At 69.8% G+C, this 19,012-nt stretch carries 16 protein-coding genes; 8 read left to right on the top strand and 8 right to left on the bottom strand.

The window, feature by feature from the left end; all coding sequences use genetic code 11:
- Nucleotides 1-54 precede the first annotated feature (54 nt).
- Nucleotides 55-2,685 carry an ATP-dependent chaperone ClpB gene (gene clpB, locus ACZ4XD_RS06130; protein ID WP_468038660.1) on the bottom strand — a complete coding sequence of 877 codons (2,631 nt, stop codon included), beginning with the start codon at nucleotides 2,683-2,685 and terminating at the stop codon, nucleotides 55-57.
- A 235-nt stretch (nucleotides 2,686-2,920) separates the two neighbouring features.
- On the opposite strand from clpB, the gene ACZ4XD_RS06125 reads away from it, so the two are divergent.
- The 3 genes from ACZ4XD_RS06125 (at nucleotide 2,921) to ACZ4XD_RS06115 (ending at nucleotide 4,752) form a co-directional block, all read left to right on the top strand.
- The gene (locus ACZ4XD_RS06125; RefSeq protein WP_423668106.1) at nucleotides 2,921-3,496 is read left to right on the top strand and encodes a Uma2 family endonuclease; all 576 of its coding nucleotides are present in this window, start codon (nucleotides 2,921-2,923) and stop codon (nucleotides 3,494-3,496) included.
- A 29-nt stretch (nucleotides 3,497-3,525) separates the two neighbouring features.
- Nucleotides 3,526-3,930, top strand: coding sequence for a pyridoxamine 5'-phosphate oxidase family protein (locus tag ACZ4XD_RS06120; protein WP_042151438.1), 405 nt, complete (start codon nucleotides 3,526-3,528; stop codon nucleotides 3,928-3,930).
- Nucleotides 3,931-4,347: 417 nt separating this feature from the next.
- Nucleotides 4,348-4,752, top strand: coding sequence for a hypothetical protein (locus tag ACZ4XD_RS06115; protein WP_042151435.1), 405 nt, complete (start codon nucleotides 4,348-4,350; stop codon nucleotides 4,750-4,752).
- Between the two features lie 107 nt (nucleotides 4,753-4,859).
- Here ACZ4XD_RS06115 and ACZ4XD_RS06110 read toward each other — a convergent pair whose 3' ends face one another.
- From ACZ4XD_RS06110 to dnaK, 4 genes are read right to left on the bottom strand one after another with little or no spacing between them, the layout of a single operon-like run.
- Nucleotides 4,860-5,312 carry a heat shock protein transcriptional repressor HspR gene (locus tag ACZ4XD_RS06110; RefSeq protein ID WP_042151432.1) on the bottom strand — a complete coding sequence of 151 codons (453 nt, stop codon included), beginning with the start codon at nucleotides 5,310-5,312 and terminating at the stop codon, nucleotides 4,860-4,862.
- A gap of 1 nt (nucleotide 5,313) precedes the next feature.
- Nucleotides 5,314-6,483 carry a molecular chaperone DnaJ gene (gene dnaJ, locus ACZ4XD_RS06105; RefSeq protein WP_468038657.1) on the bottom strand — a complete coding sequence of 390 codons (1,170 nt, stop codon included), beginning with the start codon at nucleotides 6,481-6,483 and terminating at the stop codon, nucleotides 5,314-5,316.
- A 45-nt stretch (nucleotides 6,484-6,528) separates the two neighbouring features.
- On the bottom strand, nucleotides 6,529-7,188 hold the full coding sequence (gene grpE / locus ACZ4XD_RS06100) for a nucleotide exchange factor GrpE (RefSeq protein ID WP_468038655.1): 660 nt from the start codon (nucleotides 7,186-7,188) through the stop codon (nucleotides 6,529-6,531).
- Entirely contained in the window at nucleotides 7,185-9,041 is a 1,857-nt protein-coding gene (gene dnaK / locus ACZ4XD_RS06095) for a molecular chaperone DnaK (protein WP_018092396.1), read from the bottom strand. Before dnaK ends, grpE begins: the two co-directional genes overlap by 4 nt.
- Before the next feature lie 289 nt (nucleotides 9,042-9,330).
- Here dnaK and ACZ4XD_RS06090 point away from each other — a divergent pair, with 289 nt between their 5' ends.
- The 4 genes from ACZ4XD_RS06090 (at nucleotide 9,331) to ACZ4XD_RS06075 (ending at nucleotide 14,772) form a co-directional block, all read left to right on the top strand.
- Nucleotides 9,331-11,598, top strand: a complete 2,268-nt coding sequence (locus tag ACZ4XD_RS06090) for a (Fe-S)-binding protein (protein ID WP_468038653.1) — start codon at nucleotides 9,331-9,333, stop codon at nucleotides 11,596-11,598.
- A gap of 170 nt (nucleotides 11,599-11,768) precedes the next feature.
- Nucleotides 11,769-13,088: an FG-GAP repeat domain-containing protein gene (locus ACZ4XD_RS06085; protein ID WP_468038651.1), complete on the top strand. Its 1,320-nt coding sequence runs from the start codon at nucleotides 11,769-11,771 to the stop codon at nucleotides 13,086-13,088.
- Nucleotides 13,089-13,161: 73 nt separating this feature from the next.
- Nucleotides 13,162-13,725, top strand: a complete 564-nt coding sequence (locus tag ACZ4XD_RS06080; RefSeq protein WP_468038649.1) for a GNAT family N-acetyltransferase — start codon at nucleotides 13,162-13,164, stop codon at nucleotides 13,723-13,725.
- A 99-nt stretch (nucleotides 13,726-13,824) separates the two neighbouring features.
- Nucleotides 13,825-14,772, top strand: a complete 948-nt coding sequence (locus tag ACZ4XD_RS06075) for a Yip1 family protein (protein ID WP_468038804.1) — start codon at nucleotides 13,825-13,827, stop codon at nucleotides 14,770-14,772.
- Nucleotides 14,773-14,917: 145 nt separating this feature from the next.
- Here ACZ4XD_RS06075 and ACZ4XD_RS06070 read toward each other — a convergent pair whose 3' ends face one another.
- On the bottom strand, nucleotides 14,918-16,402 hold the full coding sequence (locus tag ACZ4XD_RS06070; protein WP_468038647.1) for a ricin-type beta-trefoil lectin domain protein: 1,485 nt from the start codon (nucleotides 16,400-16,402) through the stop codon (nucleotides 14,918-14,920).
- 393 nt (nucleotides 16,403-16,795) lie between these two features.
- Here ACZ4XD_RS06070 and ACZ4XD_RS06065 point away from each other — a divergent pair, with 393 nt between their 5' ends.
- A complete protein-coding gene (locus ACZ4XD_RS06065) occupies nucleotides 16,796-17,359 on the top strand; it encodes a hypothetical protein (protein ID WP_468038645.1) in 564 nt (187 codons plus the stop codon).
- A gap of 147 nt (nucleotides 17,360-17,506) precedes the next feature.
- Here ACZ4XD_RS06065 and ACZ4XD_RS06060 read toward each other — a convergent pair whose 3' ends face one another.
- Nucleotides 17,507-18,070 carry a hypothetical protein gene (locus tag ACZ4XD_RS06060; protein WP_468038643.1) on the bottom strand — a complete coding sequence of 188 codons (564 nt, stop codon included), beginning with the start codon at nucleotides 18,068-18,070 and terminating at the stop codon, nucleotides 17,507-17,509.
- A gap of 377 nt (nucleotides 18,071-18,447) precedes the next feature.
- On the bottom strand, nucleotides 18,448-18,957 hold the full coding sequence (locus tag ACZ4XD_RS06055; protein ID WP_468038641.1) for a phosphoribosyltransferase: 510 nt from the start codon (nucleotides 18,955-18,957) through the stop codon (nucleotides 18,448-18,450).
- Nucleotides 18,958-19,012: the final 55 nt, after the last annotated feature.

Genomic DNA, 19,012 nt, shown 5'->3' with positions numbered 1-19,012 from the left:
GCGGGCGACGGCGGCGGTCAGCCAGCGGGGGCCGGACGCGGGCCGCGGCGGCGGTCAGCCCGCGGGCCGCCCGGCCGCCTCCACCGACAGCTGATCGCCGTCCACGTCCACCCGCACGGTGTCCCCCTCCAGCACCTCGCCCGCCAGGATGGCGCGGGCGAGCTGGTCGCCGATGGCCGTCTGGACCAGGCGGCGCAGCGGCCGGGCGCCGTAGGACAGGTCCGGGGCGGGGGCGTCGGGCACCGGTTCCTGGCCGAGCCAGGCGAGCCAGGTCAGGGCGCGGTCGGTGACGTCCAGCGTCAGCCGGCGGTCGCCGAGACGACGCTGGAGGTGGCCGAGCTGGATACGGGCGATCCGCTGGAGCTGGTCCGTGCCGAGCGGGTGGAAGACCACCACGTCGTCCAGCCGGTTGAGGAACTCGGGCCGGAAGGCGGTCCGCACGGTCTCCAGCACCTTCTCCTTCTTCTGCTCCTCCTTGAGCAGCGGGTCCATCAGGAAATTCGACCCGAGGTTGGAGGTCAGGATGAGGATGGTGTTGCGGAAGTCGACGGTGCGGCCCTGGCCGTCCGTGAGCCGGCCGTCGTCGAGGACCTGGAGCAGGATGTCGAAGACCTCGTGGTGGGCCTTCTCCACCTCGTCCAGCAGGATGACGGAGTAGGGGCGGCGGCGGACCGCCTCCGTGAGCTGGCCGCCCTCCTCGTAGCCGACATAGCCGGGCGGCGCACCGACCAGCCGCGCGACGCTGTGCTTCTCGCTGTACTCCGACATGTCGATCCGGACCATCGCCCGCTCGTCGTCGAAGAGGAAGTCCGCGAGCGCCTTGGCCAGCTCGGTCTTGCCGACGCCGGTCGGGCCGAGGAAGAGGAACGAGCCGGTGGGGCGGTCCGGGTCGGCGATCCCGGCCCGGGTGCGGCGTACGGCGTCGGAGACGGAGCGGACGGCCTCGGTCTGGCCGATCAGCCGCTTGCCGAGCTCCTCCTCCATACGCAGCAGCTTCTGGGTCTCGCCCTCCAGGAGGCGGCCGGCCGGGATACCGGTCCAGGCGCCGACCACATCCGCGATGTCGTCCGGCCCGACCTCCTCCTTGACCATGGACTCCTTGGACGCCTCCTGCTCGGCCTCGGCGGCGGCCGCCTCCTCCAGCTCGTGCTCCACGCCCGGGATCTCGCCGTAGAGCAGCTTGGAGGCGGTGTCGAAGTCGCCGTCGCGCTGGGCGCGCTCCGCCTGGCCGCGCAGCTCGTCGAGCTTCTCCTTGAGCGCACCGACGCGGTTGAGGCTCTGCTTCTCCTTCTCCCAGCGGGCGGTCAGACCGCGCAGCTCCTCCTCCTTGTCGGCGAGGTCCTTGCGCAGCTTCTCCAGCCGCTGGACGGAGCCCGCGTCGGTCTCGTTCTTGAGCGCCAGCTCCTCCATCTTCAGCCGGTCGACGGCGCGCTGGAGCTCGTCGATCTCCACGGGCGAGGAGTCGATCTCCATCCGGAGCCGGGAGGCGGCCTCGTCGACCAGGTCGATGGCCTTGTCCGGCAGGAAACGGGAGGTGATGTAGCGGTCGGAGAGCGAGGCCGCGGCGACCAGCGCGGAGTCCGCGATCTGCACCTTGTGGTGGGCCTCGTAGCGGCCCTTGAGCCCGCGCAGGATCGCCACCGTGTCCTCGACGGTCGGCTCGGCGACCAGCACCTGCTGGAAGCGGCGCTCCAGCGCCGGGTCCTTCTCGATCCGCTCGCGGTACTCGTCCAGCGTCGTCGCGCCGACCATCCGCAGCTCACCGCGGGCCAGCATCGGCTTGAGCATGTTGCCGGCGTCCATGGACGAGTCGCCGCCGGCGCCCGCGCCGACGACGGTGTGCAGCTCGTCGATGAAGGTGATGATCTGGCCCTCGCTGGACTTGATCTCCGCCAGGACGGTCTTCAGCCGCTCCTCGAACTCACCGCGGTACTTGGCGCCCGCGACCATCGCCCCCAGGTCCAGCGCGACCAGCCGCTTGTTGCGCAGCGACTCGGGCACATCGCCCTTGACGATCCGCTGCGCCAGTCCCTCGACGACGGCGGTCTTGCCGACGCCCGGCTCACCGATCAGCACCGGGTTGTTCTTCGTACGGCGGGAGAGCACCTGCACCACACGGCGGATCTCGTGGTCCCGGCCGATGACCGGGTCGAGCTTGCCCTCGCGGGCGGCCGCGGTGAAGTCCGTACCGAACTTCTCCAGCGCCTTGTACGTGCCCTCCGGGTCGGCGTTGGTCACCCGCTGCCCGCCGCGGTTCGCCTCGAAGGCGGCCAGCAGCTTCTTGGCGGAGGCGCCCTGCTGCTCCAGCAGCTCGCCGGTGCGCCCGCCCTTGGCGGCGATGCCGATGAGGAGGTGCTCGGTGGAGACGTACGCGTCACCGAGCTCCTTGGCGCGCTGGGTGGCGTCGGCGATGGCGGAGAGCAGATCGCGGTCCGGCTGCGGCGGCGCGACCGTCGAGCCCTGCACACTGGGCAGCGCGGCCAGCTGACGCTCGGCCCCGTTGCGCAGCGCCGCGGCGTCCGCCTCGACGTCGGCCAGCAGGTCCATGATGTTCTCGTTGTCCTGCCCGGCCAGCAGCGCGAGCAGGAGGTGCGCGGACGTCATGTCCGCGTGCCCGGAGGTGACCGCCCGCTCATTGGCGGCGCTCAGTGCCTCCCGGCTCTTGTTGGTCAGCTCGGCGTCCACGTCCTCGCGATCCTCCTCGACTCGTCCTGCCCGGCCTCGGTGCCCAGTCTGGACCCACTCCGGCACATCCTGCACATACCAACGTGCGATAAGTTGAGTCTATTCCACTCAAGGCTGCGGAAGCGAGCCCCCTCGCCCGCTCCTCGCTCACTCGTGCGAGGGAACGGGGGCCGATCGCGCCGCCACCCACCGCGTCGCCCGGCGACACTGGCCTTCGACCACGAGGAGGTGCAGCATGACGGCTATGGCACACGAGCCGATGGCGACGGACGACGAGACCCTCCTGGATTACTTCCTCGCCCTGGAAACCCCTGAGGGCTTCCGGGCCGAGCTGATCGAGGGGGAGATCATCGTGACGCCACCGACGGACGGGAACCATGAGCGTTTCTTCAGTCGGCTCACCAAACAGATCCTGGTGAAGTCCGCGACTGACATGGACGTCTCCGGCGGCAAGGGGCTCCTGCTGAACCCCGCCGACCGCAAGAACCACGTGATCCCCGATGCCACGTTCGCGCCCACCGAACTGGATGTGTTCCTGGATGCCGAGCCCTGGATGCCCAGCGACGGCGTCACCCTGGTCATGGAAGTGACATCAAGCAAGCCTGAGCACGACCGCGTCCGCAAGCGGCACTGCTACGCCCACGCCGGCATCCCGTTCTATCTGCTCGTGGACCGCGGCGAGGGCACGATCACGCTGTTCAGCGACCCCACCGGGAACGACTACGCAGGGCACAACACCGTCCCCATCGGCAAACCCGTCCCCCTCCCCGCCCCCTTCTCCTTCGACCTCGAAACCGCCGACTTCCTCTGAGCCCCCGGCCCCGAACTACTCTGGCCCCCATGGCCCATGACCTCAGTGCCCTCAGCCCGGAGTACCTCGCCTTCTGGGGCGAGTATCTGATGCCGACCCTCACCACGCTGCGTACGGACGGGACGCCCCATGTCGTTCCGGTAGGCGTCACCTACGACGCCGGGCAGCGGATCGCGCGGATCATCACCCGCAAGGACAGTGCCAAGGTCAAGAACATCCTCGCCGCCGGGGCGGACGGCGCCACCGTCGCCGTGTGCCAGGTCGACAAGGGGCGCTGGGCGACGCTGGAGGGCCGGGCCCGGGTGCGTACGGACGCCGAGTCGGTGGCCGACGCGGTGCGCCGGTACGCCGAGCGGTACGGCCGGACGCCGACGCCCAACCCCGACCGCGTCATGATCGAGATCGCGGTGACCAAGGCGATGGGCCGGGCCTGAGCGCCGGCCCGAGAGCCGCTCCCCTCCCGCGCGGTCACCTCCGGCCCGCTGGCCGGAAACGGCCCCTCCGGATCCGCTCCGGGCCACCCACCTGGTACTCAAGAGCGACGGGAACCGAACAGCTCCGCGCAATCACGGACGACATCGGACCTGTCCCCTGCAAAAGACAGCAGCTGGAGGCCGTATGGCGTCGGCAGTGTGCAAGGTGGCGACCGTTCCGCGCCGTCCCTCCCCCGCCCGGCCGCATCCGCACGCCGAGCTCTGCCCGCGCTGTGGCGGCCAGCTCGCGGTCAATCAGGACGGCTGGAAGATCTGCCACGCCTGCGGCTATGCCTCGCCGCCCGGTACAGCCCCTCCTCCACGGGCCGCTCGCGGGGGTATCGTCGCCCCCACAGTCGCCACGCCCCGGAGGGCACGATGAACTCGGTCCGAGTCACGGCGATCGCCTGCCTGATGCCGCTGTCCGAGCTGGACGAGGATCCGTTCCTGGTCGACGACCGCAGCCAGCACGACATGTGCAAGCAGTGGGCGGCGGCCCGTGACTACCACCTGACCTGCCAGCTCAGCCTGCACCAGCTGCGCGCCGACCACAGCGCGCTGTGGCGTGACGTCGAAGAGGGCCTGGTCGATGTGTTCGTGGCGCCCAACCGCCGGGCGCTGGAGAACGCCATCGCCGGCGCGGACGAGTTCACCAAACGGTGCGCCGCGGCCGGCGTCCGCCTGGAGACCGCCGACCTCGACGAGCCGGTCTACACCCTGGCGATGAAGTCGCAGGTGCACCGGCGGCTGTCGATGCCGACGGCCGGATACAACGGCTGCTGAACGGGCCGCGGCGGGCGCGCGGCGGCCTACGGAAACGCGAGAAGGGCCGGGTCACCCCGGCCCTTCGTCACGTCATGTGCCGGGCGTCCGCGCCCCGGCCGCGGCCGTCACTCCGGCCGCTTGGGACGCCAGACCACCAGCGCGCTGGTCTGCTGCACATCCTGATACGGCACCAGATCGCGCCGATAGGAGGCGTGCACCGCCGCCTCCCGCTGCTGCATCGCGCTGGCCGCGCCCTCCAGGGCGCCCTGGAGCTCGACGACCCGCTGCTGCAGGGCCGTGACCTGGTTCTCCAGCTCGATGATGCGCTTGATACCGGCGAGGTTGATGCCCTCGTCCTGGGACAACTGCTGCACCGTACGGAGCAGTTCGATGTCCCGGGCCGAATAGCGGCGGCCCCGCCCGGCCGTGCGGTCGGGCGAGACCAGCCCCAGCCGGTCGTATTGCCGAAGGGTCTGCGGATGCAGGCCGGAGAGCTGAGCCGCGACGGAGATGACGTACACCGGCGACTCATCGGTCAGTTCATAGGGGTTACGACGCTGCCCGCCCCGGCTGTCCATCTCAAGCTCCCTTCGCGGCCTGGAACAGCTCCGCCCGCGGGTCCTGCCCCGCGGTCGCCTCGCGATAGGACTCCAGCGACTCCTTCGCCTTGTCGCTGAGGTCACCGGGGACCAGCACCTCTATGGTGACCAGCAGATCCCCCCGTGTGCCGTCCTTACGGGCCGCACCCTTGCCACGGGCCCGCATGGTGCGTCCGTTGGGGGTGCCGGCCGGCAGCTTCAGCGTCACCGGCGGACCGCCCAGTGTCGGCACCTTGACCTCCCCGCCGAGCGCGGCCTCCGGGAAGGTGACCGGCACCGTGATGGTGAGGTTGTCGCCCTTGCGGCCGAAGACCGGGTGGGCGTCGACATGCACGACCACATACAGATCGCCCGCCGGGCCGCCCTGCTCGCCCGGGGCGCCCTTGCCGCGCAGCCGGATGCGCTGCCCGTCGGAGACGCCCGCGGGGATGCGGACCTGCATCGTGCGCGCGCTGGTCGCCCGCCCGCTGCCCTTGCAGACATCGCAGGCGTCCTGGGCGATCAGGCCCCGGCCCTTGCAGTCGGCGCACGGGTCGGTGAGCGAGAAGCCGCCGCCCGCGCCCCGGCTGACCTGGCCGGTGCCGACGCAGGTCGGGCAGACCCGCGGGGTGCCGTTCTTGTCGCCGGTGCCGGAACACGCCTTGCACGGCGCCTGGCTGGACATCCGCAGCGGGACCGTGGCCCCGTCGACCGCCTCGGTGAAGCTGAGCGTCACCTCGGACTCGATGTCCTGGCCCCGGCGCGCATGGGTACGGGTACCGGCGCCGCCGCGGTTGAACAGGCCGCCGAAGACGTCCCCGAGGCCGCCGCCGAAGCCTCCGCCGCCGGCCTGGCCCTGCGAGCCCCCGAAGAGGTCGCCCAGGTCGAAGTTGAAGCTGCCGCCGCCGCCCGGCCCCGGCCGGTAGCCGCCGTTGCCGAACAGCGTGCGCGCCTCGTCGTACTCCTTGCGGCGCTTGGCGTCGCCCAGGACGTCGTTCGCCTCGGAGATCTCCTTGAAGCGCTCCTCGGCCTTGGCGTCGCCCTTGTTGGCGTCCGGGTGGAACTCGCGGGCGAGCTTGCGGTACGCCTTCTTGATCTCCGCTTCGGTGGCGTCCTTCGGGACGCCGAGGACCTTGTAGTAGTCCTTCTCCACGAAGTCCTTGGTACTCATCCCCGACGTCCCTCCTTCCGCGCGGTTTTCGTTTCTGTCCTCACGTCAGCCCTCTTCCGGGCCACCGCTCTCCTCGTCCGAAGCCTTGGCACCCTTGGCCTCGTCATCGGATCCGGACTTGGTGCCCTGCGCGCCCGGCTGCGGCTCGGCGACGGCGACCCGCGCGGGGCGGATCGTTCGTTCACCGATGCGATACCCGGGCTGAAGGATCGCCACGCACGTCGTCTCGGTGACATCCGGTGCGTACGAGTGCATCAGCGCCTCGTGGATCGTCGGGTCGAAGGGCTCGCCCTCCTTGCCGAACTGCTGCAGACCGAGCTTGGCGACCACGGTCTCCAGCGATTCGGCCACCGACTTGAAGCCGCCGACCAGTTCGCCGTGCTCGCGGGCGCGGCCGATGTCGTCGAGGGTGGGAAGGAGCTCGGACAGGAGGTTCGCCGCGGCGATCTCCTTGACCGTGACCCGGTCCCGCTCCACCCGACGGCGGTAGTTCTGGTACTCCGCCTGGAGCCGCTGGAGGTCCGTCGTGCGCTCGTTGAGCGCCGTACGCACCTGGTCCAGCTGCGCCTGGAGCGCTACGTCCGTTACGTCCCCGGCCGGGGCCGAGCCCGCCTTGTCGGCGGACTCGGCCTGCGCCGCGTCTTCGGGAGCGGCGTCGGAAGGGACGTCGGGCTTCTCGTCGAAGCCCGGGGTCTCCTCCGTCACGCGGCACCATCCTTCTTCGGCTTCTCGTCGTCGACGATCTCGGCGTCCACGACGTCGTCCTCGGCCTTGGCCTGCTCGGCGCCCTCGGCACCGGCAGCGCCCTCGGCGCCGGCCGCACCCTGGGCGTCGGCGTACATGGCCTGACCCAGCTTCTGGGAGACGGCCGCGACCTTCTCGGTGGCGGTGCGGATCTCCGCGGTGTCCTCACCCTTGAGCTTTTCCTTCAGCTCGGTGAGGGCTTCCTCGACCTCGGTCTTGACCTCGCCCGGGACCTTCTCCTCGTTGTCCTTGAGGAACTTCTCGGTCTGGTAGACGAGCTGCTCGGCCTGGTTGCGGGTCTCGGCGGCCTCGCGGCGCTTGGTGTCCTCGTCCGCGTACTGCTCGGCCTCCTGGCGCATCCGGTCGACCTCGTCCTTCGGCAGCGAGGAGCCGCCGGTGACGGTCATCTTCTGCTCCTTGCCCGTGCCCAGGTCCTTCGCGGTCACGTGCATGATGCCGTTGGCGTCGATGTCGAAGGAGACCTCGATCTGCGGGACCCCGCGGGGGGCCGGCGGCAGACCGGTCAGCTCGAACATCCCGAGCTTCTTGTTGTACGCCGCGATCTCGCGCTCGCCCTGGTAGACCTGGATCTGCACGGACGGCTGGTTGTCCTCGGCCGTCGTGAAGATCTCGGAGCGCTTGGTCGGGATCGTGGTGTTGCGCTCGATGAGCTTGGTCATGATGCCGCCCTTGGTCTCGATACCGAGGGACAGCGGGGTGACGTCCAGCAGGAGGACGTCCTTGACCTCACCCTTGAGCACACCGGCCTGGAGGGTGGCGCCGATGGCGACGACCTCGTCCGGGTTGACGCCCTTGTTGGCGTCCTTGCCGCCGGTCAGCTCCTTGACGAGCTCGGCGACGGCGGGCATACGGGTGGAGCCGCCGACCAGGACCACGTGGTCGATCTCGGACAGGTTGATACCCGCGTCCTTGATCACGTTGTGGAACGGCGTCTTGCAGCGGTCCAGGAGGTCCGAGGTGAGCTGCTGGAACTGCGAGCGCGTGAGCTTCTCGTCCAGGTGCAGCGGGCCCTCGGCGGAGGCGGTGATGTAGGGAAGGTTGATCGTCGTCTCGGTGGAGGACGACAGCTCGATCTTCGCCTTCTCGGCGGCCTCGCGCAGGCGCTGGAGCGCCATCTTGTCCTTGGCCAGGTCGACGCCGTGGCCGTTCTGGAACTGCTTGACCAGGTAGTCGACGACGCGCTGGTCCCAGTCGTCACCACCGAGGTGGTTGTCACCGTTGGTGGCCTTTACCTCGACGACGCCGTCGCCGATCTCCAGGAGCGAGACGTCGAAGGTGCCGCCACCGAGGTCGAAGACCAGAATGGTCTGGTCGTCCTTCTCCAGGCCGTAGGCCAGGGCGGCCGCGGTGGGCTCGTTGACGATCCGCAGGACGTTGAGGCCCGCGATCTCGCCGGCCTCCTTGGTGGCCTGGCGCTCGGAGTCGTTGAAGTAGGCCGGAACGGTGATGACCGCGTCGACGACCTTCTCACCGAGGTACGCCTCGGCGTCGCGCTTGAGCTTCTGCAGGATGAAGGCGCTCATCTGCTGCGGGTTGAAGCCCTTGCCGTCGATGTCGATCTTCCAGTCGGTGCCCATGTGGCGCTTGACCGACCGGATGGTCCTGTCGACGTTGGTGACCGCCTGACGCTTGGCGACCTCGCCGACCAGCACCTCGCCGTTCTTGGCGAAGGCGACAACGGACGGCGTGGTCCTGGCGCCCTCGGCGTTGGTGATGACGGTGGGCTCACCGCCTTCGAGAACACTGACGACGGAGTTCGTCGTGCCCAGGTCGATGCCGACCGCACGTGCCATTTCAATTCCTCCAGCTGACTTGAGTGGAACAGGCTCAAGAGTGCAGGACCAAAGAAAACCTGTCAACAGACCTGAGTCGGACGCGCTCAAGTTTTATATCGCTCTTATCGTCACTACGGCTGCACCGCAGGACGCCGGGGCCCCACACAGGGTTGCCTTCGCGACACAGATCACCGGCCGGGCGGCTTCATGGGGCGGAGGAGAATGGGTAACCTCAGCGGCAGACCAAAAAAGTTACTGCTTAGTAGTCCCTCACCGTTTCCGCTCTCGCAGGTACGAGGAGCCTCCCATGCAACTCGCCGCGATCATCGTGTCGCTGGTGCTCATCGCGGTCGCCGTGGCGCTGTTCGGCCGCGCCCTGCTCCAGATCTACCGCCACATGCGACTCGGCCAGCCGGTGCCCGCCGGCACCCGCACCGACGCGCCCGCCCAGCGGACCGTCACGGTGGCCAAGGAGTTCCTCGGCCACACTCGCATGAACCGCTGGGGCGTCGTCGGCGTCGCGCACTGGTTCGTGGCGGTGGGCTTCCTCACCCTGCTGCTGACGATCGTCAACGCCATCGGCCAGCTCTTCCAGGCCGACTGGCTGATCCCGTTCATCGGCGACTGGCTGCCGTGGGAGATGTACGTCGAGGCGATGGGCACGCTGACGACCGTGGGCATCATCGCCCTGATCGTCATCCGCCAGCTGAACCGCCCCGGCGGCGCGGGCCGCAAGTCCCGCTTCGCGGGCTCCAACACCGGCCAGGCGTACTTCGTCGAGACCGTCATCCTCATCGTCGGCATCTGCATCGTGACGCTGCACGCCCTGGAGGGCGCCCAGCACGGCGTCGACCACTACGAGCCGGCGTTCTTCATCTCGTACCCCCTGGTCGCGTTCTTCAAGGGGATGAGCCTCGGCACCCTGCAGAACCTCACCTACTTCTTCGCCGCCCTCAAGATCGCGACGTCCTTCATCTGGATGATCACGGTCTCGCTGAAGACCGACATGGGTGTGGCCTGGCACCGCTTCCTCGCCTTCCCCAACATCTGGTTCAAGCGTGAGGCGGACGGCGGCGTGGCGCTGGGCGCCCTGCAGCCGATGACCAGCGAGGGCAAGCCGATCGACTTCGAGGACCCGGGCGAGGACGACCAGTTCGGTGTCTCCCAGGTCGAGCACTTCTCCTGGAAGGGCCTGCTCGACTTCTCCACCTGCACCGAGTGCGGCCGCTGCCAGTCGCAGTGCCCCGCCTGGAACACCGGCAAGCCGCTCTCCCCGAAGCTCCTGATCATGTCGCTGCGCGACCACGCGCACGCCAAGGCGCCGTATCTGCTGGCCGGCGGCGGCAAGGACATGGAGGGCAACGAGCAGGCGACCGCCGAGCAGCTCAAGGACGTCCCGGCGGCCGCGCTGGCCGAGGCCGAGCGCCCGCTGATCGGCACCCTGGAGGAGAACGGGGTCATCGACCCCGACGTCCTGTGGTCCTGCACCACCTGCGGTGCCTGTGTCGAGCAGTGCCCGGTCGACATCGAGCACATCGACCACATCGTCGACATGCGCCGCTACCAGGTCATGATCGAGTCCTCGTTCCCGTCCGAGGCGGGCACGATGCTCAAGAACCTGGAGAAGAAGGGCAACCCCTGGGGCCTGGCCAAGAAGCAGCGGCTGGCCTGGACCAAGGAGGTCGACTTCGAGGTTCCGGTCGTCGGCCAGGACGTCGAGGACCTCACCGAGGTCGAGTACCTCTACTGGGTCGGCTGCGCCGGTGCCCTGGAGGACCGTGCCAAGAAGACCACCAAGGCCTTCGCGGAGCTGCTGCACATCGCGGGCGTGAAGTTCGCGATCATGGGCGGCGACGAGAAGTGCACCGGTGACTCGCCGCGCCGTCTGGGCAACGAGTTCCTCTTCCAGCAGCTCGGCGCCGAGAACGTCGCCACCCTGAACGCGGCCTTCGGTGAGGACGACGAGGACGAGTCGACCAAGAAGCCGAAGGCGTCGAAGAAGATCGTCGCGACCTGCCCGCACTGCTTCAACACCATCGCGAACGAGTACCCGCAGCTGGGCGGCGAGTACGAGGTCATCCACCACACCCAGCTGCTCCAGCACCTGGTGGACGAGGGCAAGCTCACCCCCGTCACCCCGGTCGAGGGTCTGATCACCTACCACGACCCCTGCTACCTGGGCCGCCACAACAAGGTCTACACCCCGCCGCGCGAGATCATCGCCAAGGTGCCGGGCCTGCGGAACGAGGAGATGCACCGCCACAAGGAGCGCGGCTTCTGCTGTGGCGCCGGCGGTGCCCGGATGTGGATGGAAGAGCGCATCGGCAAGCGCATCAACAACGAGCGCGTCGACGAGGCCCTGTCGCTGAACCCCGACATCGTCTCGACGGCCTGCCCCTTCTGCCTCGTGATGCTGACCGACTCGGTCAACGGCAAGAAGAACGACGGCAAGGCGAAGGAATCCGTCCAGGTCGTCGACGTGGCCCAGCTGCTGCTGGACTCCGTCAAGACCCCCGTCGACCCGGCAGGCGAGACGGAGCAGGAGGACACCCCGGAGCCCGAGCCGGTGAAGTAACGGCACGGGCAGGAACGTCGGCCGGCGGCCGGTCCCTCTCGGAGGGGGCCGGCCGCCGGCCTTTCCGGCCACCCGTGGTGGGGGCATTGCGGGGCGGCGGGCCGCCGGGAAGCATCGGGGCGCCGCGGTGGACGACACGACAACAGGCTTACGGGTGGGGTGGATACGGCATGGAACGACGGATCGCCGCGACGGCGGGGCTCGGGCTGGCCCTCCTGCTCAGCTCCTGCGGGCTGCTCTCCCCCTCGGGCGACGCGCGGCCCGTCGCACCCCACCGCGCCTCCACGCTGCCCCGGGCGCGCCCCGTGCCCACCGGCCACGGCAGCCGGACCGCCCCCGACTTCAACGGCGACGGTCACCCCGATCTCGTCCTCGACAGCCTGCTCGCACCGGCCGGCGGCCATGACGACGACCCGGGCATCGGCATCGTCTACGGCTCCGCGCGCGGACTCGACCCGGCCACCCGGGAGTTGCTCACCCCGGCCCGCCACGCCGCCCCCACCGCGGGCACCGTCCCCGCGTCCTTCGACGCCGAGACCGTCTGTGACCTCGACCGGGACGGCTTCAGCGATCTGGTCGTCACCACCGACCCGCCGTACGACGGCGTCGGCCGCCCGCCCGTCCCCGTCCAGCTCCTCTTCGGCTCACCGCACGGCCTGGGCCCCGCCCGTGCCGTGAAACTCCGCATCCCGGACCGGGCGAGATTCGGCAACGAATGGCCCGACCAGCCGGTCTGCGGCGATTTCGACGGCGACGGCGCACCCGACCTGGCCGTCACCGCCTCCGGCCCCCGGATCAGCTATCTGCGCGGCCCGTTCACCCACGCCGGCGCCCCCAAGGCGGCCGGCGCACCCGTGGACATCCCCGGGACCGCCCTCGCGCCCACCGCGCCCCTGTCGTCGTCCGACCTCGACGGCGACGGCGCGGACGACCTCCTCGTACGGGCCGCCGACCCCGGCCGCCGCGCCCGCGGCCGGCTCGCCCTCGGCGGTCCCCGGGGCCCGCTCCGCGCGGGCCCGGCCGCCTACCCGCCCGGCTACGCCACGGTCTTCGGCCGCTTCACCAGGGGCGCCCGTGCGGTGACCTCCGTCACCGCCGACACCGACGGTCTGCTCTCCGTCGGCGGCCGCCCCGGCAGGATCCGTACCGGCGCGGGCGGGGTCCCCACCCTCGCCGCCGGTGATGTGGACCACGACGGAAACCCGGATCTCGTCGTGGCCGGCGACCGCCCCGCCCTGCTGCGCGGCACCGCGAACGGGCTCGCCACGACCGCCCGCCGGCTGCCCGTGCCCCGCCTGCCCGGTTCCGGGCGCCCGCACGCAACGGTTCTCGCCCTCACCGACTTCGACGGCGACCACCGCGCCGACCTCGTCCTGCTCACCCGGCGCGACCGCACCCACGACAGGGTGACGGTCCTGCCCGGCGGTCCGTCAGGACTCGCCACGCGGCCCGCCTTCTCCTTCACCACGGCGGATTTCAGGGCTCCCTGACGGCCCGCCAGCTGTTTTGTGGCCGGTGGCTAATACACTTGTCCCGGCGCGGGACGCATCCGAGCATGACGCCATGAACACAGACACGGGCAGGGCCACGGCCGACGATCCGAGCGCGTTCGCACGCCCCGCCGCACGCGAGACGCCGCCCGCCCCGCCCGTCAGGGTCCGGCTCGCCCTCCCCACCGATGCCCCCGCGATCGCCGCCGTCCACCAGGCATCACGGCAGGCCACCATGCCCTACCTGCCGCCCCAGCGCCGTACCCACGATGAGGTCACCCGCTGGATCCGGGAGATCGTGCTGCCGCAGAGTCACACCCTCGTCGCCGTCCGTGGCGCGGAGCTCGTCGGCTATGCGGCCCTCCAGGGCGAGCTGCTCGAACAGCTCTACCTCCGTCCCGATGTCCGGCGCGCCGGCATCGGCTCGCTGCTGCTCGCCGAGGCGCGCAGGTACCGGCCCGACGGCCTGTACCTGCATGTCTTTCAACTCAACACCGGGGCAAGGGCGTTCTACGCCCACCACGGTTTCCGGGTCGTGGCCGCCAACGACGGCAGCGCCAACATGGAGAACCTGCCGGATCTGACCCTCCGCTGGACACCGGCCCCCGGCGCCGTACCCCCTCGGGGAACCCCCTAGGGGATGTCACAGGTCAGCAGCAAAGCGGGGCCCGATCCCCCGGCTCCGCCACCCAATCCACGCGGACCAGGTACTTTCGAGTACGTGGCTGGATTCAGGATGGGTCGCGGACGGGATGCCCGCCCCGCGCAGAACGGACAGCAGGGGCAGCAGGGGCAGCAGGCTCCGTACGGGCAGCAAGGGCCGTACGGACAGCAGCAGCCCCCCTCGCCGCCTGGGCAATGGCAGCAGGCACCGCAGCAGTTCGGCGGCGGTCCGCAGGGGCAGCCGCAGCCGCACGGGCAGCACGGCGAGCCCGAGTACTTCGGCGACGGTGGCTACGAGCCCCAGCAGCAGTCCTACGCACCGTATTCGAACGACAACAACCCTGGTCACACCCAGCAGTTCAGCATCGACGACGCCCCGGACGCCTACGGTGCGCCCGCCGGCCAGTACGGCGGCGACTCCGACCAATACGGGGCGGGCGACACCTACCGCGCCGGCCAGACCAGCGCGCCCCCGGCGGGCCCCCGGCTGCACTGGAAGCAGCTGCTGCCCGGCATCGTGCTGCGCCCCGACGCCACGTTCTGGCAGATGCGGGACCACCAGGTCTGGGCCCCGGCGCTGATCGTCACCTTCATCTACGGCCTGCTCGCGGTCTTCGGCTTCGACAAGGCCCGCGAGGATGTGCTCAACTCCACCCTCTCCAACAGCATCCTCTGGCTGCTGATCACCGCGGTGATGTTCATCATCGGCAGCCTGATCCTGGGTACGGTCACCCACACCATGGCCCGCCAGCTGGGCGGTGACGGCGCCTGGCAGCCGACCATCGGCCTGGCCATGCTGATCATGACGATCTCGGACGCGCCGCGGCTGCTCTTCGCGATGTTCCTCGGCGGCGACAGCACCCTGGTCCAGGTCCTGGGCTGGCTGACCTGGCTCGCCACCGGCTATCTGCTCACCTCCATGGTCAGCAAGTCGCACGATCTTCCCTGGCCCAAGGCGCTCGGCGCCGCCGCGATCCAGCTGGTCGCGCTGCTCGCCCTGGTGAAGCTCGGCACGCTGTAAGGCCACACCGGCCACGGCAAGGGGCCCGCCCCGGAGCACTCGGCTCCGGAGCGGGCCCCTTGCCGTACGGAGGGTTCACCACCGGCCGTCCGGCGCACCGGTCGGGCTTACGGCGCACCGCCCGCGCGGCCGCGCCGCCCGGCCCTCAGGCGAACCGCTGCCCGGCCGACCCGTCGCAGCCCTGCAACCGCAGCGGCTCCTTCGCCCCGGCCAGCGTCAGGCACAGCGACGGCGCGGCGGCCGGCCGGAGGGTGCCGCCGTCGGCCCGTACGAACCGCTGGTTGTCGGAGCCGGAGCAGTTCCACAGCACCAGCCCGGCCCCGGCCGCGTACCGCCCGCCCGGCACGTCCAGGCACCGGTCCTGGGTCAGCTCCACATGCAGCGACCGCTGCTCGGGGTCGTACCACCAGCCCTGGTTGCGCTGACCGTGGCAGTCCCAGCCGCCGACCACCGTGCCATTACGGCTGGCGCCCCCGGTCGCATCCACACAGCTGCCCGTCCCGGCGTTCTTCAGCGGCCGGTACGCGTCGTCCCAGGCCCCCGGGTACAGCTTCGGCTGCCCGGTGCTCGCCGGATCGGCACAGGCCGCCTCGCGCAGCCCGGACGCGTACAGCTGGGTCAGACAGGACGCGAACGCGCCGTGGCCGCGGGCGTTCGGGTGGAAGGACTGCCGCACCGAGTTCGAGTTCGGCGGGAAGGGGTTGGTGAGGTTCACATACAGCCCGCGGGCCCAGGTGTCCTCCATGCACACCTCGTGCCCGTGGAACAGCCGCGAGGCGTCCAGATAGGTCGCGCCGCTGTCCCGCGCGGCCTTCCGCACCCCCTTCTCGAACGCCGGCACGGCGGCGTTGCGTCCCCAACCCGCATCGGAGGTGTAGCCCGTGCAGCCGCCCGGCAGCTTCCCCGGGTACCGCGGGTTGTCCTCCACATCCGGCCCGATCGGGCTCGGATACGACATCACCACGAGCCGGTAGTCGCCATCGGCGTACCCCGCGTCCCGCATCACGGTCCGCAGATCGCCGACCGTCCGCTCGACCTTCGGCACCAGCCCGTCGACCCGCGCCTGCCAGCCCGGCTGGTACTTCGGCTCACAGGTCCCCTGGAACAGGAACCAGCGGGTGACGCAGTCCGTCATCACCGGCCCGAATTGGAGATCGTCGTTGGCGCCGGCCACCAGGAGCACCATCTTCAGCCGGGTGTTACGGGCCGCGATGGCGAGACTGTCGCTCTGCACCAGCTCATCGGCGTACTGCTTGCTGCCGCCGAGCACGATGTTGCCGCTGCCCGCACCCGAGCAGGCGGCGTTGTACGTGACGTCCGCGCCGATCCCGGTCCGGTGGATCGCCGCGTCCGGCGACCGGTGGCACCAGTTGTCCGGCCCGTCCGTCCCCGGCTCGTACGTCCCGACGCCCTCCCCCGAGATCTCACTGTCCCCCAGCGAGATCACCGAGGTCTTGCGCTCCCCGAGGGGACGCTCGGCCGGATCCCCGTAGAGCCGGTCCGCCTCCCGCGCCCGGATCTTCTCCAGCTCGGCCGACAGCGGCTTGGATGCCGTGGCACCGGCGGCAGCCGTGCCGCCCGCGGCCCCGGGGGCAGCGCTCGCCCCACCCACCGCCACGGTGCACACCATGCTCAGAGCCGCCGTCGAGGTCACCACGACAGCCCGCAGCCGCCGCCCACCCCCCGCACGCGACCCGAATCCCGCACTCCGCCCACGTAACGCCCACCGCCCACGTCTCACCCGCGCCATGGGGCCTCCCCTCCGGTCTCCTGTTACCGCGGGTTGTAGTCGGAGGTATGCAACGGCGGAACACCCGGAACGCGATTGGCCGAAAGCGACACCACAAAAAGCGCCCGGCCGACCGCCAACTCCCTTACGAACAACGGCGATCGGCCGCCCCCAGGCCACCTCAGGCGCCGGCCCAGGCAACCTCAGACGCGGCCAGCCACCGCAGCCGCCGAGCCCCCCCCCGGCACCGCACCAGCGGCAGCTGCGCCACGACCACTGCCATAGGGTCTGTCCATGCCAACAATGAGTGCCCCGCAGCCCACCGCGGGAGGCCGCGCCGCCGGCATCATCGGCCTGCTGATAGCCCTCGGCATCTTCGGCGTATCCCTGACCCAGGCCGCCGTCGCCGGCGGACTCCTGGGCACCGGCGGCACGCTGACCGTCAGCGAGTGCCACAGCGGTGGCGGCGCCAGCGGAGGCATGCGCCACTGCTACGGCGCCTTCCACCCGGCCGGGGCCGATGACGGTGCGGGCGCGCCGAGCGCCCCGCGGGCCCGGGTGAACACCCGGGAGGCCCATCCCGGCGACACGCTCCAGGTCCGCAAGGGCAGCGGCGGCTACGTCGTCACCGGCATGGGCTCCGCCTGGAGCCACCTCGCCTTCGCCTTCCTGGGCCTGCTGCTCGGCTCCATGGCACTACCCGTCATCGCGAGCGGCGTCCTTCCGCGCAAGGGCGCGCCGGGGCAGGATGTCTTCACAGCGGTACGTGGCACCCGCCTCGCCTGGTTCGCCAAGCGCCTGGCGCTCACATCCCTCGCCGGAATAGCCCTCTCCGTCTACCTGGCCTGGCTGCTCTGACCCTCGGGACACGCGAGGGCCCGAAAGCGGCACAACAAAAAACCGGCCGACCACCAACTCCCTTACGGAGAATGGCGATCAGCCGGAGCAGCGCTCGCGAGCATCGGTGACGGCAGTACCTCTTCGGGCCCGATGAACGCCTTCGCCTCAGACCAGGCGTCCTCCCCGACAGCACCCGGCATAAGCCGACGTTCCGCCGTAATAATGCGGGACCTCCGTCCCTCCGACGATCCTCTCTCCGAGCTTGAGACCGCCCTCGGTGATGCGCTGGTCGCAGTTCGGACAAATAGAGACCTCGGAGGGGTTGACCCGGATCAGAACAGCGGCCTTCATATCCAGGACCGCTTCCACCGACTGCCTACCATGCGCCTGGAGCCCCTGCTCAACGAACTCGAAGGCCCCATAGACATGCCCACAGTTCTCACAGGGCGTGCGATTCGCGAAGTGGATCACGTCCTTCAGGCCGAGCTCCTTTTCTATCCTCGCCAGCTCGGCTGGAGACACCACCTCAACCCCGATTTCCCTGATTCTCTCGGGGGACCAGTACCAGGCCATCACCGCTTCAGCAACGCCGCGACTGACGTAGAACGTCGCCGATATTTCAGCGTCAACCGTCTTCTTGACTATCTCCAGCATTGCTTCGTCGGTGGCCGCGACCACACCATCTCCGTTAGCCACGGCTTCGTCGATGCTCGCGATTTTGCGTTCCATGAGAGACAACCTCCAGAGGCGCGCACACATGTGACACCGTCAGGTGGGTGGCAAAATGAAAAGCCCGGCGTCCTACTCGACTGCTGAGAACGCGCATAGTGGCGATTCCAGTTTGCCACCACATAACGGGCCCGCAAGTTGAGCAGGCGGGCTGGTCAACTACCCGCTCACCGCTCCGAATTGGAGGCTATCCTGCGCGGGGTGCAGCAATTCGCCGCGGATGTGTCTCAGCCCGTCACGGGCGCCCCGGCCAGGTGCACCGGCGTCGTGGAATTTCCGGCGGACAGCACGAGGGCCCCTCGATGATCAGGTGATCAATCGAAGGGCCCTCGTGCACCGCACAGCTCAGTATCCCGAAGCGACGAAGCAATCGCAGGTCAGAGCGCTTCCTTATTCAGCTTCGCCGCTTCTCCCGACCTATGTACCGGAGGCAGGACGCTCCACGGGAAGTTGATCCACTCGTCCGTGCGCTTCCACACGTACTCGCACTTCACCAGCGAGTGCGGCTTCTCATAGATCACCGCGCTGCGGACCTCCGCCACCGTCCCCTGGCAGAAGTCATGCACCAGCTTCAGCGTCTTGCCGGTGTCCGCGACATCGTCCGCGATCAGCACCTTCTTCTCCGAGAAGTCGATCGCGTTCGGCACCGGCGCCAGCATGACCGGCATCTCCAGGGTGGTCCCCACCCCGGTGTAGAACTCCACATTCACCAGGTGGATGTTCTTGCAGTCCAGCGCGTACGCCAGCCCCCCGGCGACGAACACCCCGCCACGGGCGATCGACAGCACGACATCGGGCTCGTACCCGTCATCCGCGATCGTCTGCGCCAGCTCACGGATCGCCCCGCCGAACCGCTCGTACGTCAGGTTCTCCCGCACGTCACTCACGTATCTCTCTCAGACCTTCTGTGTCCACACCCTCTGCCACGCGCCCGCCCTGTAG

It is taken from the genome of Streptomyces sp. NPDC029466 (genome assembly GCF_055574515.1).
Note: the sequence above shows the minus strand (reverse complement) of the source record. Positions and strands in the feature narration are given on the sequence as shown.